The sequence below is a fragment of the Plantibacter sp. T3 genome (assembly GCF_902506515.1).
Taxonomy (GTDB): Bacteria; Actinomycetota; Actinomycetes; order Actinomycetales; family Microbacteriaceae; genus Plantibacter; species Plantibacter auratus.
Genome location: NZ_LR733286.1, coordinates 3,199,012 through 3,225,278, shown reverse-complemented (window position 1 = coordinate 3,225,278; position 26,267 = coordinate 3,199,012). Strand labels below are relative to the sequence as shown.

Sequence of the window (26,267 nt, the reverse complement as noted above, 5' to 3'; positions counted from 1 at the left end):
GGCTCAGAGCCGTTCCGGGCGGAAGGCGCGCTTGATGCGCTCGACGGTGTCGGCGGGCGGCGACTCGTTGTAGGCGTTCGCGAGCTCCTGGCCAGTGAGGGCGTGGATCGCCGCCATGATCTCGTCCGTCGCCTTGCGTCTGGCGCGTCCTGAGGTCGCCGGGCCATGGTGGCTCACGTCGATGGGTTCACCGAAGATCACCGTGACCGGTTTGAACTTCGGGATCGTGGTGCCCACCGGCATGAGGTCGTCGGTGCCGATGAGGCCCACCGGGACGACCGTCGCGCCCGTGGTGAGTGCCAGCCAGGCGACACCGGTCCTGCCGCGGTACAACCGTCCGTCGAGCGACCGGGTGCCCTCGGGGTAGATGGCGAAGGCCTCGCCGCTCTCGAGGATCCGGCGTCCCTGGTCGAGCGCCTCCTGCGCCGCCTGCCCGACGCCACGTTCGACCCCGACCGCGCCGATCGAGGTGAAGAAGGTGCGCGAGACCCAGCCCTTCAGACCGCGTCCGGTGAAGTAATCGGACTTCGCCAGGAACTGCACCCGTCGTGGCGCGCTGATCGGGATCGCGATGCTGTCGATGAACGAGAGGTGGTTGCTCGCCAGGATGACCGGCCCACGCTTCGGGACGTTCTTCCGACCGATGATCTTGGGGCGGTAGAGCAGCTTCGCCGTCGTGTTCAGGACGGCTCGTCCGAAGTAGTAGACGACACCCGGTTTCGAGGGCGTGGACACCGTGTCGTCCGTCGACGGTTCGACCGTGGTCTGGTCGGAGGGTTCCTGGGCGCGTCGCTGCGTCTGCTCCTCGTCGGCCATGCGCACGACTGTACCCGGCGACGCATGCGCGACCCGGCATACTCACGTGTGACCACCCACCGCGGATGTTCGGCGCGCTGTCAGCCAGCATGGAGCCTGGTGGGTGAAACTGGACCGACCCCTCAGCAACGACCGAAAGTTCCCCTGTGCGCAAGAGCCTCTGCCTTCTGGCCGTCATCGCGTCCCTCGTGTCGCTGACCGCGTGCAGTTCGGCGACGTCGCAGTCGCAAGCGCTTCCCAGTCCGGGGGAGTGCGCCGACACGAGCGCAGGCAAGGCGTCCAAGGCGATCAGCGTCAGTGGCGACTTCGGCTCGATCCCCGAGGTCACCTTCGCGAAGGGCACCCTCGCCGCAGACACGACCGAACGCACGATCGTGGCCAAGGGCGACGGAGAGCGGGTCGATCCCGGCGACACGACGTTCGTCGAGATGTCGATCTACAACGCCGTGACCGGGTCGATCGTCGCGCAGACCGCCTACGGTGCGAGCCCGGCGACGGCGATCGTGGTCAACGACCAGAAGTACCTGAAGGGCCTCGTCCGCGCCGTCGAGTGCACGAACGTCGGATCCCGCGTCGCGGCGTTCGTCACGGCGGGCGACGGGTTCGGTTCCGCAGGGTCGAGCGACGGCACGGTCCAGGCCGACCAGCCGCTGGTCGTCGTGGCCGACGTCCTCAGCACGGTGCACAGCGACGCCAAGGCGGACGGCGTCCCGCAGGAGCCCGTCGCCGGGATGCCCGCGGTCGAGCTCGACACCGCCGGACGACCCACGGTCACCATCCCCGAGGAGCCCGCTCCGGCCGATCTCCAGGTCGCGGTCCTCAAGCAGGGCGACGGGGCGGTGGTGCAGCCCGACGCCGAGGTCATCATCAACTACCAGGGTGTGAACTGGCGGACCGGCGAGGTCTTCGACGAGAGCTGGGGCAACGGACCGACCAACTTCCAGCTGTCCGCCGTGGTGAAGGGCTTCTCGAGCGCCATCGCCGGCCAGCACATCGGATCGCAGGTCATCGCCGTCATCCCACCCGACCTCGGGTACGGACCGAGCGGCGGCAACAGCCAGGCGGGCATCGAGGCCGACGACACCATCGTGTTCGTCATCGACATCCTCGACGCGAGCAGCACCACGGCTCCCGCCGCGGGCTGAGCGGCCCGCACCGCCGCCGACGTAGACTGACCGCCGTGAGACGCGTCATCATCCTCGGATCAACCGGCTCGATCGGCACGCAGGCACTCGACGTCATCCGGGGTGACCGCGACCGCTTCGAGGTCGTCGGCCTGACGGCCGGCTCGAACGCCGAGCTCCTCGCCGAGCAGGCCGCCGCCTTCCACGTCGACGACACGGCCCTGGGCGCGGCCGACGCCGAGCGGCTCATCCGCAGCGTCGACGCCGACGTGGTGCTGAACGGCATCACGGGCTCCATCGGGCTCGGCCCGACCCTCGCGGCCCTCGAGACGGGCAGGACGCTCGCGCTCGCGAACAAGGAGTCGCTCATCGTCGGTGGCGACCTCGTCCGGCGGATCGCGACACCCGGCCAGATCGTGCCCGTGGACTCCGAGCATTCCGCGATCGCCCAGGCCCTCCGATCCGGCACCGCCACGGAGGTGCGACGGCTCGTCCTGACCGCCTCGGGAGGACCGTTCCGCGGACGGGACCGCGCGTCGCTCGCCGGCGTCACGCCGGCCGAGGCACTCGCCCACCCCACCTGGGACATGGGTCTCGTCGTCACGACGAACTCGGCGACCCTCGTCAACAAGGGTCTCGAGGTGATCGAGGCGCACCTGCTGTTCGACGTCCCATACGACCGCATCGAGGTGACGGTCCACCCGCAGTCGATCGTCCACTCGATGGTCGAGTTCATCGACGGTTCCACCATCGCCCAGGCCTCCCCGCCCGACATGCGGCTCCCCATCTCCCTCGGGCTCGACTGGCCCAACCGGGTCCCAGGCGTCGGCGTCCCGCTGGATTGGACCTCGCGCCAGCAGTGGACGTTCGAGCCCCTCGACCACGAGGCCTTCCCGGCGGTGCGGCTGGCCAAGCTCGTGGGCGGGCAGGGTCGCACCTATCCGGCCGTGTTCAACGCGGCGAACGAGGAGGCCGTTGCGGCCTTCCACGCGGGTCGGCTGGGCTACCTCGGCATCCTCGACACCGTCCGCGCGGTCGTCGACGACCACGAGGCGCCCGAGGGCGAGCTCACCCTGGAGGCGCTCGCGGAGGCGGAGCGCTGGGCGAGGGCTCGCGCGCAGCAGCGCATCGGCTGACCTGCCCGTCCATCGTCGGAAGCTTCCGAGCGGCCGCACAGCCGGCGTGCAGCCGGTGACCCGACCGCGCGAGTAGGGTTACGCCGTGGAATCCGTCCTCCTCTACCTCCTCGGCATCGTGATCGTGCTCGTGGGCCTCATCGTGTCCATCGGGCTGCACGAGGTCGGTCACCTCGTGCCCGCGAAGCTGTTCGGCGTGCGGGTCACCCAGTACATGATCGGCTTCGGTCGCACCATCTGGTCGCGCCGCAAGGGCGAGACCGAGTACGGCGTCAAGATGATCCCGCTCGGCGGCTACATCTCGATGATCGGCATGTTCCCGCCCAAGCAGCCCGGCGGTGCCGCCCGGAACGCCAGCACCGGCTTCTTCGACACGCTGGTCCAGGACGCGCGGGAGGCGAGTGCCGACACGATCGGCGCCGGCGACGAGGAGCGCACCTTCTACCGGTTGCCCGTCTGGAAGCGGATCGTCGTCATGCTCGGCGGGCCGTTCATGAACCTCGTCCTCGCCGTCCTGTTCATCGGTATCGCCGTGTCGGGGTTCGGCGTCCCGCAGCAGAGCAGCACGCTGACCTCGGTGTACGAGTGCGTGTTGCCGTCCACCAGCGACCGCCAGAGCTGTGCAGCTGGGGATCCGCAGGGTCCGGCGGCCGCCGCGGGTTTGAAGCCGGGCGACACGATCCTCTCGATCGACGGCACCCCGATCTCCACCTTCGCCGAGATCTCCGCGGCCGTGCAGGATTCGCCGGGCAAGCCGTTGGCCCTCGAGGTCGCCCGCGGAGAGCAGCGACTCGACCTCACCCTGACGCCGCTGCTGCTCGAGCGGGACGTCGTCGACGCCGAGACCGGCAAGATCGTCACGAACGCCGACGGCTCGGCGAAGACCCATGAGGTCGGCTTCGTCGGCATCACCCCGCAGCAGCAGATGGTGGCGCAGCCCGTCACCACGATCCTGCCGACCGTCGGCGACACGATCGCCCGGACCGCCAACATCATCCTGAACCTGCCCCAGCGACTCATCGACGTCGGGCAGGCAGCGTTCGGATCCGGCGAGCGCGACCCCAACGGGCCGATGAGCGTCGTGGGCGTCGGACGGGTCGTGGGCGAGGTGGTCAGCCTCGACGAGATCCCTGTCGCGTCGAAGGCGGCGACCGTGTTCGGCATCCTCGGGTCGCTCAACGTCGCGCTCTTCGTCTTCAACCTCATCCCCTTGCTGCCCCTCGACGGCGGGCACGTCGCAGCAGCGCTCTGGGAGGCGATCCGTCGCCGCTTCGCGAAGGTCTTCCGACGTCGCGACCCGGGACCGGTGGACGCGGCGAAGCTCATCCCGCTCACCTTCGGCGTGGTGATCGTCCTCGGCGGCATGAGCGCGCTCCTCGTGTACGCCGACATCGTCAAGCCGGTCAACCTCTTCGGCTAGGCCGACGCGACCGGAGCCCGCGGGACCGTCCCATCCCGGTACGGCCGTACTCCCCGGGGAGTACGGTGCAGGCTCCGTGCGGGCGACGCAGCGGCTCCGACCCGCGAGTAGCATGCAGGGATGGCATCGGTCGAGACGGGTTCGGCACCCTGGACGACGCCGGGCGATCGCCGACCCGGACGCCCCGTCTGGCGCCTCTGGGCGCCGGTGGTGGTGTCCTTCCTCGTCCAGGTGCCCGCGACAGCGGTGCTCGCCCTCCACGGTTCCTTCGGCCCGGGTGCCGGTGCCTCGGGGTGGTCCCGTTCCTCGGCCGTCCTCCTGGCACTCGCCGGCGTGCTCTGCCTGCTCGCTGCCAGGCGGTCGCCCGGGCCGACGGTCGCGGCGGTCGCCGTGCTGTCGAGCGCCTCGGTGCTGACGGGTCCCACCTGGGGTCCTCCCGCCGTGGCGCTGGCGTTGGCCGCGGGTTCCGGCATCGTCCGTGGAGCGCGCGGCTGGACCTATCCGTCGCTGGGGCTCGGGTGGGCACTCGCCCTGACCGTCACGCTCGCCGTCGGTTGGAAGGTGTCGGGCTTCCGTGTCGGGGCCACGACCGCCCTCGTCATCGTCGCCGTCCTCCTCGCCGAGGGACTCCGCACCCGGCGCGAACAGCTCGACGCGGATCGCCGGCGTCAGGGTGAACGTCGGGCTTCCGCCGCCCAGGAGGAGCGCGTGCGCATCGCCCGTGAGCTGCACGACGTGGTCGCCCACTCGCTCGCGCAGATCACCGTCCAGGCCGGCATGGGCCTGCACCTCATGGACACCCAGCCCGAACGTGCCAGGGAGGCGCTGACGAACATCAAGGGGTCGAGTAAGGCGTCGCTCGACGAGGTCCGTGGCCTCCTCGACGTCCTCCGTGGTGCCGATGCGGCCCAGGATCCCTCGACCGGCGCGCCGAGGCGACCGGGGCCGGATCTCGAGGCACTACCAGTCCTCGTCCAGTCCCTCCGGGACCAGGGCGTCGACGCGGTACTCGAGCTGCGCCTCGTCTCCACGCCCGGCGCGGCCGTGCAGCAGGCGCTGTACCGGATCGCGCAGGAGAGCGTCACGAACGTCCTCCGGCATGCGCGGGCCGGACGGGTGTCCGTCGAGCTCGTCGAGGTCGACGGGTCCTACCGGTTGCTCGTGGAGGACGACGGGGTCGGTGCCCCACCCGGCCCCGCGGAGCACGGCAACGGCCTCCTCGGCATGACCGAGCGCGCCGAGCTCCTCGGCGGCACCCTCGAGACCGGGCGGAGTCCGCTCGGCGGCTTCCGTGTCACGGCCCGGGTGCCGGTCCGAGGCGTCGCATGATCCGCGTGGTCGTCGCCGACGATCAGGCCCTCATCCGCGGCGGATTCCGCGCCCTCCTCGACGCGGAGCCCGACATCGCGGTCGTCGGTGAGGCGGCCGGTGGGGACGAGGCGCTCATCGTCGTGCGTCGGGAACGACCGGACGTGGTGCTCATGGACATCAGGATGCCCGGAGGCGACGGCCTGGCCGCCACCGAGGCCATCGTCGCGGATCCGGCGCTCGGGGCCACCCGCATCATCGTCGTCACCACCTTCGAGCTCGACGAGTACGTCGCGCAGGCGATCCGGGCAGGCGCGAGTGGCTTCCTCGTGAAGGACACCGAGCCGGCCGAGCTCATCCGGGCCGTCCGAGTGGTCGCGTCGGGTGACGCCCTGCTGTCGCCCGGGGTCACGAGGCGGCTGCTCACCCAGGTCGCCGGAGCGATCGCCGCGCCGCTCGACGACGCCGTGATCGCTGGGCTCACGGAGCGCGAACGCGAGGTGCTGGGTCTCGTCGGACGCGGACTCACCAACGAGGAGATCGGAGGGGCGCTGTTCCTCAGCCCGCTCACAGCGAAGACCCACGTGTCGCGCATCATGTCGAAGCTCGCCGCGCGCGACCGGGTCCGTCTCGTCGTCATCGCCTACGAGACCGGGCTCGTCAGTCCCGGCGTCTGAGCGACCGGTGGTCGTACTCCCAGGGGAGTCAAGTGATCCGTCCCGTCGTCGGATGCCCTCGGCCACCATCCGGAGGAGGCTCGGGGTCGTGATGCGGACGACGGTCGTCGTCCGCCCGACGAACGGAGTCCTCCATGTCCACCTCCCTGATCGTGCTCGCCACGACCGCCATGCATCCCGGCGGTCCCGGGCCGGGCTTCCACCTCCTCTGGCTGCTGCTCATCCCCGCGTTCTGGATCGCCGTGATCGTCCTCATCGTCGCGCTCGTCGGTCGGCGGTGGCGTCGCCGAGCCTGGTCCGGGGCGTCCCCGGACGGCCACCAGGGCCCGCCGTGGGCCTGGCGTCAGGACGGGTCCCGGAGCGCCGAGCAGACGCTCGCCGAGCGCTTCGCCCAGGGCGACATCGACGAGGTCGAGTACCGGGAACGGCTCGGCGTCCTGCGTGCGAATCGCGAGGCACCGCCCGCCCGTTGACCGTGGATCGCGACGTCCCAGCAGGCATTCAGCTCACGGGGAGCCTGCGGGGCGTCGCGCGCGTAAGCTGAGGCTCGTGGTAGCTATCAATCTGGGTCTTCCGTCGGTTCCCGAGACGCTCAGCCCGCGGCGCAAGTCGCGACAGATCAAGGTCGGCAAGGTGCTCGTCGGCGGCGACGCCCCGGTGAGCGTCCAGTCGATGACGACGACCCAGACGACCAACATCAACGCGACCCTCCAGCAGATCGCCGAGCTCACGGCCTCGGGCTGCGACATCGTCCGCGTGGCCGTCCCGACCCGCGACGACGCCGAGGTGCTGCCGATCATCGCGAAGAAGAGTCAGATCCCGGTGATCGCCGACATCCACTTCCAGCCCGCCTACGTCTACGCCGCAATCGACGCGGGGTGCGCGGCCGTCCGGGTCAATCCCGGCAACATCCGGAAGTTCGACGACCAGGTCGGCGAGATCGCCCGGCGCGCGAAGGCCGCCGGCGTCTCCCTCCGCATCGGTGTCAACGCCGGTTCCCTCGACCCGCGGCTGCTGCAGAAGTACGGCAAGGCGACCCCAGAAGCGCTCGTCGAGAGTGCCGTCTGGGAGGCGAGCCTGTTCGAGGAGCACGACTTCCACGACTTCAAGATCTCCGTCAAGCACAATGACCCGGTCGTCATGGTGAAGGCCTACCGGCTGCTCGCCGAGCGCGGTGACTGGCCGCTGCACCTCGGCGTGACGGAGGCCGGTCCCTCGTTCCAGGGCACCATCAAGAGCGCGACCGCGTTCGGCATCCTGCTCTCCGAGGGCATCGGCGACACCATCCGTGTCTCGCTCTCCGCGCCGCCGGCGGAGGAGATCAAGGTCGGGCTGCAGATCCTGCAGTCGCTGAACCTCCGCGAGCGCAAGCTCGAGATCGTCTCCTGCCCGAGCTGCGGGCGCGCCCAGGTCGACGTCTACAAGCTCGCGAACGACGTGACCGACGGCCTCGAGGGGATGAGCGTCCCCCTGCGCGTCGCTGTCATGGGCTGCGTCGTGAACGGCCCCGGAGAGGCTCGTGAGGCCGACCTCGGCGTCGCGAGCGGCAACGGCAAGGGCCAGATCTTCGTCAAGGGCGAGGTCATCAAGACGGTGCCGGAGTCCGAGATCGTCGCGACGCTCATCCAGGAGGCCAACCGCCTGGCCGCCGAGATGCCCGCCGACGACACCTCCACGGGCGCACCGGTGGTGACGGTCGGCTCCAATTGAGCCTGGAGCGCCGCCCGACCGGTCTCCGGTCGAGCGGCGCTCCCGTCAGCGGGCCGTGCGGTGACGAGCCCCGTGCGGAGCGCGCACCGGCGTCTCCGTCTCGATCGGCGCGAGCCGGCGGGAGGCGATCGGTTGCCGCTCGGCCGGCTGGACGCCCCGAGCGCGACGGACCAGACGGCGAGCGATCTGCAGCGGCCGCCCGATGACGAAGGCGACCGTGCCCAGCGCGCTCGTGTCGGCCCGCCCGAACGCCCGACGACGCTCCCAACCGGTGCGGAGCATGCCGCCGCGACTCTGTCGTGCCCGAGGACGGATCGGCAGGGTCCCGAGGTCGCGCGCGGCGAACGCCGCCTCCGACCGCTGGATCCAGTCGTCCTCTTCGGCGGGGTGGAAGTAGTTCTGCTGCAGCCAGTCCGGGTTCGGGTGCCGGAACCGGGCGGCCATGAGGTCGTCCTTGGAGGCCAACAGCCCGCTGCCCTCGAAGACGGTGTTGATGAGCGCCGGGTCCACACCGAAGTCGTCGAGCAGGATGACCGGGACCCCGGCCGCGATGGCCTCGATCGCGGCGGTGGAACTCACGGTGACGAGCCCGGCCGCGTGGCCGAGGTGGACCGCCATCGACCCGGTGGCGACCCGCAGGTTGTCGGGTGTCGGACCGGTCAGGAGGGTGTCGAAGGGGTAGTGCTCGTGATGGGTCTGCGGGTCGCCGGCGAGGCCGCGCACCTTGAGCACGACGTCGAGGTCGCGGTGCCGGTTCGCGAGGGTCCGCAGCCAGGACAGGATCCGGAGCCGGTCGCCGCGATCGGCCGGGACGGTGGCCTGGGCGGCGAAGACGACCCGGGTACGCGGGGCGGGCTCGGCCGGTGACTCGGTCGCCGTGTCCGTCAGGAACGGCAGGGTCGCGAGCGCGAACGCTGGCTCGACCCCGTGCGTCAGCGCGAGTTCACGGTAGGCGGCGACCTCGCGGTGGCTGTGCAGGACGAAGACGTCCGCCTGCGCGCGGAGGAAGATCCCCTTCCACTTCGCCGGGATGGAGATGCCGGGGAGACCGGTGAGCAGCACCGGGCGGGTGGCGCGCCCGAGCGCGAGGAGTTCCGAGATGACGACCTCGGCGACCGGCCCACGCGTGGAGACGAACACGCCGTCCGGCTGCTCGGTCCGGATGAGGTCGACGAGTCCTCGGAGCGACAGGCGACGGACGGTCCTCCCCTCGAACGCCGTGTGGAGCAGGGCGATGTCCACCTGCCGGTCGGTGGCGGACACGTCGCTCTCGATGAGGACGAGGTCGACGTCCCAGCCGGTCGCGCGGGAGAGGGTGGCGGCGCCCCACTTCACGAAGGAGTCGGAGTCCACCACCCCGATCACCCGACGGCGGGGCCCATGATCAGGCATCGACCCTGCGCAGCTTCGCGAGTGGGGCGAGTTCGCCGGGGAAGATGCGCTTGACGCCGTCACCCATGGCGGTCTCGATGACCCGGATGTCGCGGACGAGGTTCGAGAAGCCGTGCGGTTCGAGCGACGCGGCGTGGTCCGAGCCCCACATGGCACGGTCGAGCGTGATGTGGCGTTCCACCATCGTGGCCCCGAGGGCGACCGCGGCGAGGGAGATCTGCAGACCGGTCTCGTGGCCGGAGTACCCGATCGGCACACCGGGGTACCGGGCGGCGAGGCTGTCGATCATCCGGAGGTTCGCCTCTTCGGCGGGCAAGGGGTACGTGGAGGTCGCGTGCAGGATGACCAGCGGCGAGCCCCGGAGGATCTCGACTGCGCGGTCGATCTGCTCGAGCGTCGACATGCCGGTCGAGAGGATGATCGGCTTCCCGGTCGCGGCGAGACGGGTCAGGAGGCCCGAGTCGGTCACGGAGGCGGACGCGACCTTGTGCGCGCTGACGCCCAGCTCCTCGAGGAAGTCGACCGACGGTTCGTCCCACGGGGAGGCGAACCAGCTGAGGCCTCGCAGGGTGGCGTGGTCGCCGATCTCGATGTACTGCTCACGGTCGAACTCGACCCGGTAGCGGTAGTCGAGGTAGCTCATCTCACCCCACGGCGTCTGCCGCGGGACGTCGCGCATGTGCGCCGGCGTCGAGATCTCCGGTGTGCGCTTCTGGAACTTGACGGCCTGTGCGCCGGCGTCGGCGGCCACGTCGATGAGTCGCTTCGCGAGCTCCACGTCGCCGTTGTGGTTGAGACCGATCTCCCCGATGACGTACGCGGGGGCGCCGCCGCCGACGGGGATGCCGTCGATGCGCACGGGAGACGGCTGCGTCCGGCCGTCGAGGTCGGTGGTGTCGTTCGCGTCCTGGTGGATGCTCATGGTCGTGCTCCGTTCGATTGCAGCGTGGACAGCTTCAGGGGGTCGAGGGTCGCGCGTGGGGCGAGGACGAGGTCGGCGAGTTCGCGGACGGCCCCGTCGCCGCCTCGGCGTTCCAGGACGAGCCGGGAGACGGCACGGGCCTCCGGGTGCGCATCGGCGACGACGACCGGCCAGCCGACGATCTCGAGGGCCGGGATGTCGTTGACGTCGTTGCCGAGGTACGCGATGCGGTCGAGTGGGACACCCTTCGCCGTCGCCCAGTCGCGGAGCGCGGTCGCCTTGTCGGCTGAGCCGTACACGACGTCGACGCCGAGTTTGGCCGCGCGTGCGGCGACGATCGGGACCCGCTCGGTCGACAGGATCAGGAACGGCAGCCCGGCCTCGCGCAGCTGACGGACGCCGAGGCCGTCACCGCGATGGACGCTCACCCGTTCGACCCCGTCGGCGTCGATGCTGGCGCGGTCGTCGGTGTGGACCCCGTCGAAGTCGGTGACGACGGCGTCGACGTCGAGGTGGTGCTCCGAACGCTCCGAGCCCGACGGGATGCCCAATTGACGCTCCGCGAGTCCGGCGATCGCCTCGGCGACGAGCAGATCCTCCGGCTCGTCGATGTCGAGTGCGGCGAAGGACCTGGTGACGGCCGGCGCGATCCGGCCGAAGAAGCGGTGCCCGGCCTCGAGGAAGCCGTCCGTGTCGAAGACGTAGAACGAGCCGGTCTCGCGGTACTGCGGCGCGCGGTCCTGCCGTCGGGGACGCTCGCGGTGGTCGTGACCGATCCCTCGGGCGCCCTTCGCCTTCTCCGTCCAGAGGAATCCGTGGTCGAGCACCGCGGCGAAGACGGAGTCCGCCCGCCCGGAGGAGACCAGGGCGACGGCGTCGTCGAGCGCTTCCACGTCGAGGAAGGGCGACGTCGCCTGCGCGAACACCGTCACGGGGGTCAGCTCGCCGCGCTCCGCGAGGACGCCGAGCGCGTGGAGGAGCGCGGCCTCGGAGGAGGTGCTGTCCTCGGCGAGTTCCGCTGGCCGGTCGATGACCTCGGCACCGGCGGCGACGGCGGCGGCGGCGAGGTCCGGGTGATCGGTCGTGACGACCACGCGCGATACGCCACCCGACCGCAGCAGTCCTTCGACCGATCGCGCGATGAGGGTGCTCCCGCGGACCGTCCTGAGGTTCTTGCGGTGGATCCCCTTCGAACCGCCCCTGACCGGGACGATCGCCGTCGCACCGTCGGTCTCCGGGTGCCTCCCGTGCGCTGCAGATGTCATCGATCTACGGTATGAAGCGGCGGTGGACGCGAGGGGGACGGTGGGCGAACGGCGGCCGACGCCCTGGTGGCCATCCGGTGGCCGAGGCGCCCGAGCTCCGGATCTTCACACGTAGACTGTTCGGACCGCCGGGTTCCACCAGGCGGATCCGCGTTCGACGGTCATCCGTCCGGACCGCCAGCCTCGCCAGGGAGACCAGTGACCGTGACGCCGAGCACCCCCATCGCGCCAGCCGAGCTGCAGCGGGCCCGCAGCATCCTCTCCGAGATCGTCGGTGCCTACGATGCGAAGGTGGTCGGCCAGCAGGGGCTGCGCACCACCCTGCTCGCGGCACTCGTCTCGGGCGGGCACGTCCTGCTCGAGAGTGTCCCGGGACTCGCGAAGACGACCGCGGCGGAATCGATCGCCCAAGCGGTGAACGCCTCGTTCAAACGCATCCAGTGCACCCCCGACCTGTTGCCGAGCGACATCATCGGCACCCAGATCTACGACGCCCGCACCGGTGCGTTCCAGACCCAGCTCGGGCCCGTACACGCGAACTTCGTGCTCCTCGACGAGGTCAACCGGTCGAGCGCGAAGACCCAGAGCGCGATGCTCGAGGCGATGCAGGAACGCCAGACCTCCATCGGCGGCACGCACTATCCGCTGCCGAAGCCGTTCTTCGTCCTCGCCACGCAGAACCCCATCGAGCAGGAGGGCACGTACCACCTGCCCGAGGCGCAGCTCGACCGCTTCCTCCTCAAGGAGGTGCTCGACTACCCGACGATCGGCGAGGAGGCCGAGATCGTCCGTCGGGTGAACTCCGGGCTCTACGAGACCGACCAGGATCGCCCGGGGGTGAGCCTCGAGGACGTCCTGTTCCTGCAGTCCCTCGCCAAGCGGGTCTACCTCGACGCATCGATCCTCAACTACATCGTCCAGACGGTCTACGTCACCCGCCATGCGAGCGACTACCTCCCGCCGAAGCTCGCGAGCTACATCGAGTACGGGGCGAGCCCGCGTGCCAGCATCGCGTTCAGCACCGTCGCGCGGGCGCTCGCGATCCTCGCCGGGCGTGACCACGTCATCCCGGAGGACGTCAAGGGCTACCGCCACCAGGTGCTGCGGCACCGCATCATCCTGAACTTCGAAGCCGCGGCCGACGACGTCTCGCCCGAGACGATCATCGACGCCGTCTTCGGAGCGGTCCAGGCACCGTAGGCCCGTGTCAGCCCCGCTGCTCCACCGGGTGAAGTCCAAACTCTTCATCCACGCCCACCGCCGCGTGCGGGGGATGCTCGACGGCGAGTACCGTTCGGTGTTCCAGGGCAGGAGCCTCGACTTCGACGACCTCCGCGAGTACACCCCGGGCGACGAGATCAAGGACATCGACTGGAAGGCGACGGCCAGACACGGCGCTCCACTCGTGAAGCGCTACATCGCCACGCGGAAACACCAGGTGCTGTTCGTCGTCGACACAGGTCGTGATCTCGCGGCGCTCGCCGAGGGTGGGAGCACCAAACGCGAGGTCGCCATCCTCGCGGTCGGCATCCTGGGATACCTCGCGATCCGGCACGGCGACCTCGTCGGTCTCGTCGCCGGCGACGCCGCCGCACCGGAACTCGTCCGACCCGCCGGCACCGAATCGGCACTCGAGCGCCTGCTGCAGCACATCGACCGGCGTGCGTCGCTCGCGGCACCCCAGAGCGATCTCGACGAGTTGCTCGGCTACGCGGCACGGTCGGTCAAGCAGCGCTGTCTGCTCGTGATCGTCTCGGACGACGAGGAGATCACGCCGAAGCGGTCGGAGATCCTCCGCCGCCTGCACGTCCAGCACGAGGTGCTCTGGATCTCGGTCGGCGACGCCGACCTCATGCGGGCGGAGTACACCGGTCGGGCGATGGTCGACGTCGCCGACGAGCGGTCCCTGCCGGCCTTCATCCGGTCGGACGACGCGCTGCGTCGTGAGTTCACCGAGGCCGTCACCAGCGCCACCGCCCGACACCTCGACCAGCTCGAGGAACTCGGCATCAGCGGTCAGCGCGTGACCGGAGCCGACGACGTCGTCCCCGTCCTCTTCCACCTCCTCGAGGCCCACCGACATGCCCGGCGATAACGGCTACTACGCACCGGTCCAGTACACGCTGCTCTGGCCGGTGCTCGGACTCGTGCTCATCGCGCTCGTGATCGGGTGGTACGTCTGGATGCTCGCCCACGTGCGCCGTCGCGCGCGCGGGAGCGCGCCGCGCCCGGCGCCGCAGCCGTCGCCGACCGTCCTGCGCGACCGCTACCTCGCACTCATCGGCGAGATCGAGCGCGAGCACGGGGACGGCGCCCTGAGTACGCGGCGCGCCCACCAACGGCTCGGCGCGATCCTCCGGATGTACGCGCACGAGTCCAGCGGCGTCCGCGCCCAGGTCATGACCCTCGCAGACCTCGATCGCGCCGGACTCGCGCCACTCAGTCGTGCCGTGTCGGCCTACTACCCGGTCGAATTCCGCGAGGCCGAGACGGGCAGCGTCGCCGAGGCCGCCACGCTCGCCCGCCAGGTGGTGACGACGTGGAGCTGATCTACTGGTGGATGCCGCTCGTCTGGCTCCTCGCCGTGGCCGCGGTGGTCGCCGCCGTCGTCCTCGTGGCCCGCACCGGGCGGCGCCGGAAGGCGAACGCCGAGCCCCTGTGGGTCGCGCACTCCGAACGGCTCACCGCGCTCCCCGGATACCGTCGCGCGCTGTCGCGGTACCGGCGCCTCATCATCGCGACGATCGCCGCGCTCGGGGTGCTGCTGCTCGCCGGCACGGCCCTCGGGTCCCGCGTGGTGAGCACGACGGTGTTCCAGCCCGAACTGCGCAACCGCGACATCGTGCTCTGCCTCGACGTGTCCGGGTCGATGACGGAGTACGACGCCGCGCTCGTCGGGGTGTTCGAGAAGCTCGTGCAGCGGTTCGACGGTGAGCGGATCGCGCTCGTCCTGTTCAACGCGTCCGCGACCACGTACTTCCCGCTGACGAGCGACTACGACTACGTGGCAGCGCAGCTCGACCACCTCGTCGAGGACCTCACCTCGCCGGAGAGTGACTACGAGTACTGGAACGGCACCGATCTCGGGAACGGGTCGTCCCTCATCGGCGACGGTCTCGGGTCCTGCGTCATGCGGTTCGACCAGGTCGGTGAGGAACGGTCGCGCTCGATCGTGCTCGCGACCGACAACTACGTCGCCGGCGAGCCGATCCTCACGCTCAAGGAGGCCGGCGCGTACGCGAAGGCGCAGGACGTGACGGTGTACGGGATCAACCCCGGCGACGTCTCCAGCAAGGACTACCTCGACGACCTCGCCGCGGAGATGGACGAGGTCGTGACGTCCACCGGCGGGGACTACTACGCGCTCGCCGACCCCGGCGCGGTCGGCGGCATCGTCCAGCAGATCACGGCGGAGCAGACGAAGACGCTGAAGGGCGCCAAACAGCTCGTGCAGGTCGACGAGCCGTTCGTGTTCGTGCTGGCGGCGTTCGGCGGCCTCGCGGCGCTCATGCTGCTCGCCTGGAGGTTGCGCCGATGACCATCAACCCCGTTCTGCCGATCTGGGCCGTCGCCGTGCTGGGCACCGTCCTCGCGGCCTTCGCCGTCTGGCAGTTCCTCGCCGGGGTGCGGCGGCCAGGAGCCTGGCACTGGATCGCCCGACTGGCCATGGTCGTCGTGCTCGTGATCATCGCCCTCCGACCGACCATCCCCGGCAACCATCGCCCGCCGTCCGCGATGGGCGACCTCGACGTCTACTTCGTCGTGGACACGACGAGCTCGATGGCCGCCGAGGACTGGCCGGACGAGACCGCGTCGGGGACGGACGAGAACGGCGCCCCGAAGCCGCCGACCCGACTCGACGGTGCAAAAGCCGACATCACCGGTATCGCCGACCGGCTTGCCGGTGCCCGCTACGCGCTCGTGACGTTCGACGCCGTGGCCGTCCAGCGCATGCCCCTCACGACGGACGCGACGGCGCTCCGGTCGGCTGCGGAGGCGATGACGCAGGAGATCACCACCTACTCCCGCGGCAGCAGCATCGACGCTCCGGTGGAGTTCATGACCACGCTGCTGACCCAGGCCGAGGAGCAGGAGCCGGGTCGGAACCGGATCATGTTCTACCTCGGAGACGGCGAGCAGACGAGTGGCGCGGCCCCCGGGTCGTTCGAGAGCATCGCACCGCTCATCGGCGGCGGTGGCGTGCTCGGCTACGGGACCGAGGCCGGTGGGACCATGCGCGAGTTCTCCGGCTACCAGGACGGCAGCGTCCGCTACATCCAGGACTACTCGACCGGTGAGCCCGCCGTGTCCCGGCTGGATCCGGGCGCACTCGAGACGATCGCGTCGCAGCTCGGCGTCGAGTCGGAGATCAGGACACCGGGTGCGTCGCTCGACGACGCACTCGACGGCCTCGCCGTCGGCGGCGTCACCGTCGAGGATGAGGTGGACATCCGGCGCACCGATGAGCTGTACTGGGTGTTCGCGCTCGGGTTCGGTGTGCTGCTCCTCACCGAGCTCCCCGGCCTGGTCGGCGCGCTGGGCGAGCTCCGACGGACGAAGGGTGGGCAGGCATGACCCTCTTCGATGATCGGACCCGCACCGACCGGCCCGACGATGCGCCGCGCAGCCCTGAGCCACGGCCACGACTCGAGGAACCGCGGCGTCCGCCGCTGGCCCCGGCCGAGGTCGCCCGGTTGCGCCGTCGGCTGTTCTGGTGGTCCCTTCCGCTGGTCCTCGTCGCCCTCGTCGTCGGGGTCAAGTTCGTGAGTCTGCCGGTCGTCGCGCAGTCGGCGATCGCCGAGTACCGCGCCGAGGACTACTCCGGGGCGCAGTTGAGCGCGGGCCACCTCTTCACGGCGAACGTCGTCGAGCCGTGGATCGCCTGGTTCGACCGGGGCACCGCGGCCGCGGCCGGACAGGACTGGGTGCAGGGGACCGACGACCTCGGCAAGGCGCTCGAGCTCGCGCCGACGGAGGAGACCGCCTGCATCGTCCGGGTCAACCTGGCGCGCGCGTACGAGACCCAGGCAGACGAGTACGTGAAGGGCCAGTTCTTCCAGGGCGCCATCAACCTCTACGACACCGCGAAGCGCATCGTCGACGAGGGCGAGGGCTGCTTCGAGGGGGAGTCCCAGGATCAGAACGAGGACCCGCAAGACTCTCAGGACCCGCAGGACCCGCAGGACCCGCAGGACCCCCAGGACCCGCAGGACCCCCAGGACCCGCAGGACCCGCAGGACCCCCAGGACCCGCAGGACCCCCAGGACCCGCAGGACCAGGGTGATCAAGGTGGTCAAGGAGGTCAGGACGACCAGGGCGGTCAGGGTGACCAGGGTGACCAGGGCGACCAGGGTGACCAGGGGGACCAGGGCGGAACCGGGCAGCAGCCCGACGTGATCGATCCGAAGGGTACGCCCGGTGAGAACCTGCAGGACACCGGCGATCGCATCGACCGCAAACGTCAGGATGCGACCGACCAGCGCGACCGGTCCGGCGGGCAGGGCCAGCAGGATCCGTCGAACGGGGGACAGGGCGACGGCGACTCGAGCGGCTCGAGCGGTACCGGTGACAGCGAGGTCGACGGGAAGGTCGACAAGTTGAAGGACGCCGGCCAGGACGCCCAGCAGGACAAGTCGACCGAGGACGCCAAGAACCGCGGTCGGAACAACGACAACGGGAACTTCGCCGATCGCCCCTGGTAGCGGTTCCGGGCTGCCTGCGTGTGACGGACTAGCATGGACAGGTGGTTACGCGCCTTTCGAATTACTTCCTCCGTACGCTCCGTGAAGACCCTTCCGACGCGGAGGTGACGAGTCACCGCCTGCTGGTGCGGGCGGGGTACATCCGACGCCAGGCGCCGGGTGTCTTCGCCTGGTTGCCGCTCGGGTTGCGGGTGAAGAACAAGATCGAGGCCATCGTCCGCGAGGAGATGGCGAACGCCGGCGCGTTCGAGGTGCACTTCCCCGCGCTCCTGCCGCGCGAGCCCTACGAGGTCACCGGCCGGTGGGAGGAGTACGGCGACGCCCTCTTCCGCCTGCACGACCGCAAGGGTGCCGACTACCTGCTGGCGCCGACGCACGAGGAGGTCTTCACCCTGCTCGTGAAAGACCTGTACTCCTCCTACAAGGACCTGCCCCTGTCGATCTACCAGATCCAGGACAAGTACCGCGACGAGGCCCGTCCCCGGGCAGGCCTCCTGCGCGGTCGTGAGTTCACGATGAAGGACGCCTACTCGTTCGACGTGTCCGACGCCGGGCTCGACGCGAGTTACCAGGCGCAGCGCGACGCCTACGAGCGCATCTTCACGCGGCTCGGCTTGGAGTACGAGATCGTGCAGGCCGACGCCGGAGCCATGGGCGGTTCGCGGAGCGAGGAGTTCCTGCACCCCACCGCGGTCGGTGAGGACACCTTCGTGCGTTCGGCCGGCGGATACGCCGCCAACGTCGAGGCCTACACGACCGAGGTCCCGGAGGCCCGCCCCATCGAGGGTCTGGCACCCGCGACGGTCTTCGATTCGCCGAACACCCCGACGATCTCGACGCTCGTCGACCTCGCCAACGAGCGACACCCGCGCGACGACGGACGGGCCTGGACGGCCGCCGACACGCTCAAGAACGTCGTGCTGGCACTGCGGCACCTCGACGGCACGCGCGAGCTGGTCGTCATCGGCCTGCCGGGCGACCGCGACGTCGACCTCAAGCGTGTCGAGGTGGCCTTCAGCCCCGCGGAGGTGGAGGCCGCGACCGAAGCGGACTTCGCCGCGAACGCCGGGCTCGTCAAGGGCTACATCGGACCGTGGTCCCCGCAGGGGCCCGTCCTCGGTGAGGAGTCGGCAACGGAGATCCGGTACTTCCTCGACCCCCGGGTCGTCGACGGCACCGAGTGGATCACCGGCGCGAACGTCGATCAGCAGCACGTCTTCGGCCTCGTCGCCGGGCGCGACTTCACCGCCGACGGCTTCGTCGAGGCGGCGGAGGTCCGCGCCGGCGACCCCGCGCCCGACGGCTCCGGACCGGTCGAGCTCGCTCGAGGCATGGAGATCGGACACGTCTTCCAGCTCGGGCGCAAGTACGCCGAGGCGCTCGGACTGAAGGTGCTCGACGAGAACGGCAAGCTCGTCACGGTGACCATGGGCTCCTACGGCATCGGGATCACGCGCATCCTCGCGATCATCGCCGAGGGCAACAACGACGAGCGCGGTCTCATCTGGCCGAAGGCCGTCGCCCCGTTCGACGTGCACGTCGTCGCAGCAGGACGCGACGCGGCGATCTTCGAGGTGGCCGAGGAACTCGTGGCCTCGCTCGAGGCCAGCGGCAAGGACGTCCTCTACGACGACCGCACCGGCAAGGTGTCCCCGGGTGTCAAGTTCGGCGACGCCGAGCTGATCGGCGTGCCCGTCGTGGTGGTCGTCGGTCGCGAGGCCACCGAGGGCTTCGTCGAGCTCTGGGACCGGGCCGCCGGCACGAAGGACCGGGTCGCGATCGCCGACCTCGCCCTCTGAGCCGCGAGAGCGCAGGAGCGATCGTCATCCCCGTCTGGATGACGGCCGCTACTGCGCTCTCGTGCTGAGGCGGTAGCCGGCTCCGCGGACCGTCGCGATGGCGTCCTTGCCGATCTTGTTCCGGAGATACCGCACGTAGACGTCGACGACGTTCGAACCGGGATCGAAGTCGTAGCCCCAGACCCGGCTGAGGAGTTCCTCCCGGCTGAGGATCTGGTCCGGGTGGCGGAAGAACTCCTCGGCCAGGGCGAACTCGCGGGTGGACAGCTCGACCGGTACACCGTCGACGAGGACGCGCCGTTCGCGCAGCTCGAGCTCCAGATGACCGACCGACAGTCGTTCCTGGACAGCGGTGGTCGACGCCGGTGCCCGCTCGGCCAGGCGTCGGCGGATCCTGGCCAGGAGCTCCTCGAACCGGAAGGGCTTCGACATGTAGTCGTTCGCTCCGCCGTCGAGGCCCGCCACGAGGTCTCGTGCGGAATCGCGGGCGGTCAGGATGATGACGGGGAGCTCGCTGCCGTCGTCGCGGAGCCGTCTGAGCACCTCGAAGCCGTCGACGCCCGGGAGTCCGATGTCGAGGACGAGCAGGTCGAAGTCGCCGCTCTCCGCCAGCTCGACGACCTGCGAGCCGTCGACCGTCACGTCCGCCGTGTGTCCGGCGGCACGCAGGCCCTTGCTCACGAACGCGGAGATCCGCGTCTCGTCCTCGGCGACCAGGATCCGGCTCATGCGTGGTCCTCCGGCGCACTCCGCCGAGCCGAGGTGTCGACGAGGTCCGGGAAGTCGTCCTCAGGGGACGGCGCTTGCGAGCGTGGTGGTGCGTCGTTCGCGGGGCGTGCATCGCCGGGTGTCGGTCCGGCCTGCATCGCCGCGGCCGTCTGCGCCGCAGCGGCGTCCTGAGTCGCCTGCGCCTCTCGCAGCGCGATCGCCTGGGCCATCGCGCTGCGGGGGATCGCCGCGGTCTCGTCCGGGTCGAGGTCGAGGTCAGCCTCGGACCCCTCGTCGTCGTCCGCCACCGCGAGCGGCAGTCGGATGCTGAACAGGGAGCCGGCCTGCTGCGTGTCCTCGACCTCGGCCCACCCGCCGTGTGCCGCGGCGATCGCCTGCACGATCGACAGGCCGAGGCCGGAGCCTGCGACACCCCGTCCACCGCTCACCCGGGTGAACCGGTCGAAGATGCGTTCGCGGAGCGCCTCCGGCACCCCGGGCCCGTCGTCGGAGACGGAGAGCACGAGCGCCGGGTCGTCCGACTCGTCGAACCGGCTCGAGATCACGATCGTCGACCCGGCCGGGGAGTACTTCGCGGCGTTGTCCGCGAGCTGCAGCCAGGCCTGGGCCAAGCGCCCGGCGTCGACGTCCGCGGTGAGTTCGGCCTGCTCGCCCAGGGTCCACTCGTGTTCGGGCGAGATCGCCGTGGCCTTCTCGTGGACCGAGGCGGTGAACGCCTCGATGTCGACCGGCTCCCGGTCGAGGGTCGACGCGAGTCCGGCCGTCGAGAGCTCCGTGATGTCGGCGACGAGGGAGCTCATCCGGTCGAGTTCGTCGAGGGCGAGGTCCCGGGTGGCGGCCACCTCCGCGGGGTCGGACGGATCGAGGAGCTCGAGGTGTCCGCGCACGATCGTCAGCGGCGTCTTCAGCTCGTGGCCGACGTCGTCGAGCAGCTGGCGTTGACTGGTGAAGGCCTCGTCGAGCCGGTCCAGCATGCTGTTCACGGTCGTGGTGAGCTCCGAGACGTCGTCGCGACCGACGACCGGGATCCGCTCGTCGAGGTCCGACTCGGTGATGCGGGCGGCGGCGTCCCGCAGCAGTCGGATGGGGTGGAGCAGTCCACCCGCGAGCTGCCAGCCGACGAGGCCGAGCAGGAGCAGGCACACCACGGCGACGACGATCTCGACGGCGAGGATGCCTCGGGAGTCAGCGAGTGCCGCGTGCACGTCGGTGGCGATGACGACGTGGGCCACACTCGGGTCGCCGACGACCTGCACCGGGATGATCGCGTACCGCACGGTGCGGTCACCGGTGGCCTCGCCCGTGACGACGCCGCGGGACGACCGGGCCGTGATGGTGTCGAGCAGCTGCGGGTCGTCGTCCAGGCGGAAGGCGGACGGGGCGCTGGGCGCGACCGTCGAGCCGTCGGCGCGCACACCGATGGCGGTCTCGTCCTCGGCGAAGATCCATCGTCGCATCACCGCGTCGACGGCCGCGTCGCTCGTCGCCGGGGCGTCGGCGGAGTCCCCTGAACCGACCACCATGAAGGCGATGAGCTCGGCGCTGTGCTCCAGGCGGGCGTCGATGGTCGCGAGTGTCTGCTGCCGGCCGAGCGTGTAGGTGGAGACGCCCACGAGCGTCATCGCGAGCGTCGTCGCGAGCAGGATCGCGACGAGGATCCTCACCCTCGTGCTCCGCATGACGTTCCGCAGCTCGCCCAAGACCATTGGCCAATCATGTCACCCGCCCCGAGACGCGGTCGAGCCGGGAGCGGGACCCTCGAGGACGCGCGGGGGCTTCCCAGCTGGGTGGATGACGTACCCCTCGGCATCCGGTACCGTAGACAGACGGGTTCGGCAGCACGGCAGCAGCATGCCCGTCGTGCCGCTGCACGTCTTGCCGCGGCACCACCAGTTGAATAGAGGAGGCCATCGATGGACATCGATCTCGGTTTGTTGAAGTCGATCGAACGCGAGAAGGAGATCCCGTTCGAGGAGCTCGTCGTGATCATCGAGCAGGCCATCCTGAGTGCGTACCTGAAGAGCACCGAGGGTACCGACACCACCGCGCGCGGCGACGTCCCGGCAGCGCGGGTCCAGCTCGACCGCAAGACCGGCCACGTCGGGGTGTTCGTGCCCGAGTTCGACGACGAGGGTGTCCTGATCGGTGAGGCCGAGAGCACGCCGGACGACTTCGGCCGCATCGCCGCCTTCGCCGCGAAGCAGGTCATCTTCCAGCGGCTCCGCGACATCCAGGACGACGCCGTCCTCGGTGAGTTCAAGGGTCGCGAGGGCGACATCATCGCGGGCGTCATCCAGCAGGGCCCGAACCCGCGCATGATCCACGTCGACCTCGGCACCATCGAGGCGATCCTTCCGCCCGAGGAGCAGGTGGCCGGTGAGGAGTATCCGCACGGTGCGCGCATCCGCGTGTACGTGACGAGCGTGACGAAGGGCCTCAAGGGTCCGCAGATCACCGTGTCGCGCACCCACCCCGGACTCGTGCGCAAGCTGTTCGCGTTGGAGGTCCCGGAGATCGCATCCGGCATCGTCGAGATCGTCTCACTCGCGCGCGAGGCCGGACACCGGACCAAGATCGCGGTGAAGGCGAACGACCCGAGCATCAACGCCAAGGGCGCCTGCATCGGTGAGCTCGGGCGTCGCGTCCGCGCGGTCACCGACGAGCTGGGGGCCGAGAAGATCGACATCGTCGACTACTCGCCCGACCTGCCGACGTTCGTCGCGAACGCGCTCTCGCCGGCCAAGGTCACGAGCTCGTACGTCATCGACCAGTCACTGAAGGCCGTCCGGGCGCTCGTGCCGGACTACCAGCTGTCGCTCGCGATCGGCAAGGAGGGGCAGAACGCCCGTCTCGCCGCCAAGCTCACGGGCGCCAAGATCGACATCCAGCCGGACTCGATCCTCGAATCGGACTGAGCCGGATGGAACCGGTGCGGACTTGCGTCGGCTGTCGCCGTCGCGAGCCGCGCTCGGCACTGCTGCGCGTCGTCGCGGTCGAGGGGGCGCTCGTCCCCGACGCCGCGGCGCGCCTGCCGGGTCGCGGATCCTGGGTGCACCCGACGTCGGCGTGCGTCGACCAGGCGGTGCAGCGTCGGGCGTTCACGAGGGCGCTCAGATTGAGTGCGGGACCCGACGCGTCGGCGGTCCGGGCCTTCGTGTCGACGGAACCGGCCGCGCCGACGGCTGAATGACGTCGTCGGGCTGGAACGACCCGCTCACGATCCGGTGGTGAGCCCGCACCCAGGGTCGGGGTGTACGATGGTGAGTGCACGCGAGAGCGCTCCGGCGCACACCGTGCTTCCCACCGCAGGTATCAGGCCCGGATCCCGGGCCTCCATCCTGCTGCCGCCCCACCCGGGTGCGGCATTCCGAGAGAACAGGCTGAACGGCTAATGGACAACTCATGAGCGGCTCGAAATGAGCACCGTCCACCACTAACGCTTGCCCCTGCCTGGGTGCAAGCTCAGACAGGAGAATTGTGGCTGCAAAACCACGTGTACACGAGATCGCATCCGAACTCGGAGTAGACAGCAAGATCGCCATGGCGAAGCTCAAGGAATTGGGCGAGTTCGTCAAGGGACCGTCTTCCAGTATCGAACCACCGGTGGCCCGCAAGCTGCGCGCCGCCCTCGAGGCCGAGGGCGCGAAGGCGTCAGCCGCCCCCGCCGCCCCGGCGAAGCGTCCGGCCACGCCCGGCGCTCCGACCCCGGGTCCCGCCGCACCCAAGGCTCCGGCCCCCGCGGCACCCGCCCCCAAGGCCGAGGCGCCCGCTGCGCCTGCGCCGAAGCAGGCCGCCCCAGGCCCGAAGGCTCCGGCCGCCCCCGCCCCTGCGGCGGAGGCACCCGCAGCTGCTGCTCCGGCGGCACCGTCCGCACCCGCTGCTCCGGCCTCAGGCGACTCGCCCTCCGGCGACGCCGCGAAGCCGGGCGGCCCCCGTCCCGGTGCTCCGCGTCCGGGGAACAACCCGTTCGCGTCCTCGCAGGGCATGGGCCAGCGCCCGACCGGCACGCCGCGTCCGGGGAACAACCCGTTCGCAGCGGCTCAGGGCATGGGTCAGCGTCCGAACCCCAGCAACATCCCGCGTCCGCAGGCTCCGCGCCCCGGCTCGCCCCGTCCGGGCGTCGGTCAGGGTCAGCGTCCCGGCGGCCCCGGTCGTCCGGGTGGCGCAGGTCGTCCCGCCGGTGGCGGCGGCTTCCGTCCCGGTGGCGCCGGTGGCGGTTTCCGTCCCGGTGGTGCCCCCGGTGGTGCACCCGCCGGTGGATTCGCGGGTCGCCCCGGTGGCGGCGGCGGTCGTGGTCGCGGACCCGGCGGTGGTACCGCAGGTGCCTTCGGTCGCGGTGGCGGCAAGAGCAAGGCACGGAAGTCGAAGCGGACGAAGAGGGCCGAGTTCGAGCTGCGGGAAGCCCCGTCGCTCGGCGGCGTGAGCGTCCCCCGCGGCGACGGCAACACCATCATCCGTCTGCGTCGTGGCGCGTCCATCTCGGACTTCGCCGACAAGATCGACGCCAGCCCCGGCAACCTCGTCACCGTGCTGTTCCACCTCGGTGAGATGGCGACGGCGACGGAGTCGCTCGACGAGGCGACCTTCGACGTGCTCGGTTCCGAGCTCGGCTACAAGATCCAGATGGTCTCGCCCGAGGACGAGGACCGGGAGCTCCTCGAGGGCTTCGACATCGACCTCGACCAGGAGCTGGAGGACGAGTCCGACGAGGACCTCGCCATCCGTCCTCCCGTCGTCACCGTCATGGGTCACGTCGACCACGGTAAGACCCGCCTCCTCGACGCCATCCGCAACGCGAACGTCGTCGCCGGTGAGGCCGGTGGCATCACGCAGCACATCGGTGCGTACCAGGTCGTCGCGGAGCACGAGGGCATCGAGCGTCCGATCACCTTCATCGACACCCCTGGTCACGAGGCGTTCACCGCCATGCGTGCTCGTGGTGCTCAGGTCACCGACATCGCGATCCTCGTGGTCGCGGCCGACGACGGCATCATGCCGCAGACGGTGGAGGCCTTGAACCACGCGCAGGCGGCCAACGTGCCGATCGTCGTCGCGGTCAACAAGGTGGACAAGCCCGACGCCAACCCGGCCAAGGTGCGCCAGCAGCTGACCGAATACGGCCTCGTCGCCGAGGAGTACGGCGGAGACGTCATGTTCGTCGACGTCTCGGCTCGTGCCGGCACCGGCATCAAGGACCTCCTCGACGCCGTGCTGCTCACCGCGGACGCCGGTCTCGACCTGCGCGCCAACCCGAACAAGGATGCACGCGGTGTGGCCATCGAGGCCAAGCTCGACAAGGGCCGCGGTTCCGTCGCGACCGTCCTCATCCAGTCGGGTACGCTCCGCGTCGGTGACGCGATCGTCGCCGGTACGGCCTACGGCCGCGTCCGTGCGATGGTCGACGAGAACGGCGACACCGTCGCCGAGGCGGGTCCCTCGCGTCCCGTCCAGGTGCAGGGCCTCTCGAGTGTTCCTCGGGCCGGCGACACCTTCCTCGTCACCGAGGAGGACCGCACCGCGCGTCAGATCGCCGAGAAGCGTGAAGCCGCGGAGCGCAACGCCGCTCTGGCCAAGGCTCGCAAGCGCATCTCGCTCGAGGACTTCACCCGTGCACTCGAAGAGGGCAAGGTCGAGTCGCTCAACCTCATCATCAAGGGTGACGTCTCCGGTGCCGTCGAGGCACTCGAGGAGTCGCTGCTCAAGATCGACGTCGACGACAGCGTCCAGCTGCGGATCATCCACCGCGGTGTCGGTGCGGTCACCGAGTCCGACGTCAACCTCGCCACGATCGACAACGCGATCATCATCGGGTTCAACGTGCGCCCCGACCCGAAGGCCCGCGAGCGTGCGGCCCGTGAGGGTGTGGACGTACGGTTCTACTCGGTCATCTACAACGCACTCGAGGACGTCGAGCAGAGCCTCACCGGCATGCTCAAGCCCGAGTACGAAGAGGTCCAGTCCGGTGTCGCCGAGATCCGCGAGGTGTTCCGTTCCTCCAAGTTCGGCAACATCGCGGGTGTCATCGTCCGCTCGGGCACGATCACGAGGAACGCCAAGGCGCGGGTCATCCGCGACGGCGTCGTGGTCGGCGACAGCCTGGCGATCGAATCGCTGCGTCGGTTCAAGGACGACGTCACCGAGGTGCGTACGGACTTCGAGGCCGGTATCGGTCTCGGCAAGTTCAACGACATCCAGATCGGTGACGAGATCGAGACGATCGAAATGAAGGAGAAGCCGCGCGGCTAGTCCGCTCGGCCGGTCCCCGTC

Annotated in this window: 23 protein-coding genes; 17 read left to right on the top strand and 6 right to left on the bottom strand. The window is 70.1% G+C overall.

Features of this window, described 5'->3' with window-relative positions:
• Positions 1-3 precede the first annotated feature (3 nt).
• A complete protein-coding gene (locus GV015_RS15320; protein ID WP_159879177.1) occupies positions 4-816 on the bottom strand; it encodes a 1-acyl-sn-glycerol-3-phosphate acyltransferase in 813 nt (270 codons plus the stop codon).
• A gap of 146 nt (positions 817-962) precedes the next feature.
• Between GV015_RS15320 and GV015_RS15315 the strand changes: the two genes are divergently transcribed.
• From GV015_RS15315 to ispG, 7 genes are all read left to right on the top strand, one after another.
• The gene (locus tag GV015_RS15315; RefSeq protein WP_079707174.1) at positions 963-1,961 is read left to right on the top strand and encodes an FKBP-type peptidyl-prolyl cis-trans isomerase; all 999 of its coding nucleotides are present in this window, start codon (positions 963-965) and stop codon (positions 1,959-1,961) included.
• A gap of 35 nt (positions 1,962-1,996) precedes the next feature.
• Entirely contained in the window at positions 1,997-3,076 is a 1,080-nt protein-coding gene (locus tag GV015_RS15310; RefSeq protein ID WP_159879175.1) for a 1-deoxy-D-xylulose-5-phosphate reductoisomerase, read from the top strand.
• A gap of 85 nt (positions 3,077-3,161) precedes the next feature.
• Complete coding sequence (locus tag GV015_RS15305) at positions 3,162-4,496, top strand: RIP metalloprotease (RefSeq protein ID WP_079707172.1); 1,335 nt, start codon at positions 3,162-3,164, stop codon at positions 4,494-4,496.
• 120 nt (positions 4,497-4,616) lie between these two features.
• Positions 4,617-5,825, top strand: a complete 1,209-nt coding sequence (locus GV015_RS15300) for a sensor histidine kinase (protein ID WP_159879173.1) — start codon at positions 4,617-4,619, stop codon at positions 5,823-5,825.
• Entirely contained in the window at positions 5,822-6,481 is a 660-nt protein-coding gene (locus tag GV015_RS15295; RefSeq protein ID WP_159879171.1) for a response regulator transcription factor, read from the top strand. The genes GV015_RS15300 and GV015_RS15295 overlap by 4 nt, the downstream gene beginning before the upstream one ends.
• Before the next feature lie 134 nt (positions 6,482-6,615).
• A complete protein-coding gene (locus GV015_RS15290) occupies positions 6,616-6,954 on the top strand; it encodes an SHOCT domain-containing protein (protein ID WP_201299396.1) in 339 nt (112 codons plus the stop codon).
• A gap of 76 nt (positions 6,955-7,030) precedes the next feature.
• Positions 7,031-8,191: a flavodoxin-dependent (E)-4-hydroxy-3-methylbut-2-enyl-diphosphate synthase gene (gene ispG, locus GV015_RS15285; RefSeq protein ID WP_064295337.1), complete on the top strand. Its 1,161-nt coding sequence runs from the start codon at positions 7,031-7,033 to the stop codon at positions 8,189-8,191.
• Between the two features lie 45 nt (positions 8,192-8,236).
• Here ispG and GV015_RS15280 read toward each other — a convergent pair whose 3' ends face one another.
• The 3 genes from GV015_RS15280 to GV015_RS15270 are packed head-to-tail and all read right to left on the bottom strand — an operon-like array spanning position 8,237 to position 11,770.
• Positions 8,237-9,583, bottom strand: a complete 1,347-nt coding sequence (locus tag GV015_RS15280) for a DUF6716 putative glycosyltransferase (RefSeq protein WP_159879169.1) — start codon at positions 9,581-9,583, stop codon at positions 8,237-8,239.
• Positions 9,576-10,505 (bottom strand): N-acetylneuraminate synthase family protein, encoded by a 930-nt coding sequence (locus tag GV015_RS15275; RefSeq protein WP_159879167.1) that lies wholly within the window; start codon positions 10,503-10,505, stop codon positions 9,576-9,578. Before GV015_RS15275 ends, GV015_RS15280 begins: the two co-directional genes overlap by 8 nt.
• Positions 10,502-11,770, bottom strand: a complete 1,269-nt coding sequence (locus GV015_RS15270; RefSeq protein ID WP_159879165.1) for an acylneuraminate cytidylyltransferase — start codon at positions 11,768-11,770, stop codon at positions 10,502-10,504. The genes GV015_RS15275 and GV015_RS15270 overlap by 4 nt, the downstream gene beginning before the upstream one ends.
• A 198-nt stretch (positions 11,771-11,968) precedes the next feature.
• Between GV015_RS15270 and GV015_RS15265 the strand changes: the two genes are divergently transcribed.
• From GV015_RS15265 to GV015_RS15235, 7 genes are read left to right on the top strand one after another with little or no spacing between them, the layout of a single operon-like run.
• Positions 11,969-12,970, top strand: a complete 1,002-nt coding sequence (locus GV015_RS15265; protein ID WP_064295340.1) for a MoxR family ATPase — start codon at positions 11,969-11,971, stop codon at positions 12,968-12,970.
• A 4-nt stretch (positions 12,971-12,974) separates the two neighbouring features.
• On the top strand, positions 12,975-13,865 hold the full coding sequence (locus GV015_RS15260) for a DUF58 domain-containing protein (protein ID WP_236555491.1): 891 nt from the start codon (positions 12,975-12,977) through the stop codon (positions 13,863-13,865).
• On the top strand, positions 13,852-14,319 hold the full coding sequence (locus GV015_RS15255; protein WP_079002737.1) for a hypothetical protein: 468 nt from the start codon (positions 13,852-13,854) through the stop codon (positions 14,317-14,319). Before GV015_RS15260 ends, GV015_RS15255 begins: the two co-directional genes overlap by 14 nt.
• Positions 14,310-15,308, top strand: a complete 999-nt coding sequence (locus GV015_RS15250; RefSeq protein WP_159879163.1) for a VWA domain-containing protein — start codon at positions 14,310-14,312, stop codon at positions 15,306-15,308. Before GV015_RS15255 ends, GV015_RS15250 begins: the two co-directional genes overlap by 10 nt.
• Entirely contained in the window at positions 15,305-16,345 is a 1,041-nt protein-coding gene (locus tag GV015_RS15245) for a VWA domain-containing protein (protein ID WP_159879161.1), read from the top strand. Before GV015_RS15250 ends, GV015_RS15245 begins: the two co-directional genes overlap by 4 nt.
• Positions 16,342-17,472: a hypothetical protein gene (locus GV015_RS15240; RefSeq protein ID WP_159879159.1), complete on the top strand. Its 1,131-nt coding sequence runs from the start codon at positions 16,342-16,344 to the stop codon at positions 17,470-17,472. The genes GV015_RS15245 and GV015_RS15240 overlap by 4 nt, the downstream gene beginning before the upstream one ends.
• A 41-nt stretch (positions 17,473-17,513) precedes the next feature.
• Positions 17,514-19,271, top strand: a complete 1,758-nt coding sequence (locus GV015_RS15235) for a proline--tRNA ligase (protein WP_079707162.1) — start codon at positions 17,514-17,516, stop codon at positions 19,269-19,271.
• A gap of 48 nt (positions 19,272-19,319) precedes the next feature.
• Here the strand turns inward: GV015_RS15235 and GV015_RS15230 are convergent, their stop codons facing one another.
• Both GV015_RS15230 and GV015_RS15225 read right to left on the bottom strand, forming a co-directional pair.
• Positions 19,320-20,000, bottom strand: coding sequence for a response regulator transcription factor (locus tag GV015_RS15230; protein WP_064295346.1), 681 nt, complete (start codon positions 19,998-20,000; stop codon positions 19,320-19,322).
• Entirely contained in the window at positions 19,997-21,664 is a 1,668-nt protein-coding gene (locus GV015_RS15225; protein WP_236555490.1) for a HAMP domain-containing sensor histidine kinase, read from the bottom strand. The genes GV015_RS15230 and GV015_RS15225 overlap by 4 nt, the downstream gene beginning before the upstream one ends.
• Before the next feature lie 249 nt (positions 21,665-21,913).
• Between GV015_RS15225 and nusA the strand changes: the two genes are divergently transcribed.
• From nusA to infB, 3 genes are all read left to right on the top strand, one after another.
• On the top strand, positions 21,914-22,915 hold the full coding sequence (gene nusA, locus GV015_RS15220; RefSeq protein WP_079707160.1) for a transcription termination factor NusA: 1,002 nt from the start codon (positions 21,914-21,916) through the stop codon (positions 22,913-22,915).
• A gap of 5 nt (positions 22,916-22,920) precedes the next feature.
• Entirely contained in the window at positions 22,921-23,190 is a 270-nt protein-coding gene (locus GV015_RS15215; protein WP_159879155.1) for a YlxR family protein, read from the top strand.
• A gap of 287 nt (positions 23,191-23,477) precedes the next feature.
• Positions 23,478-26,246, top strand: coding sequence for a translation initiation factor IF-2 (gene infB / locus GV015_RS15210; protein ID WP_159879153.1), 2,769 nt, complete (start codon positions 23,478-23,480; stop codon positions 26,244-26,246).
• The last annotated feature ends 21 nt before the right edge of the window (positions 26,247-26,267 follow it).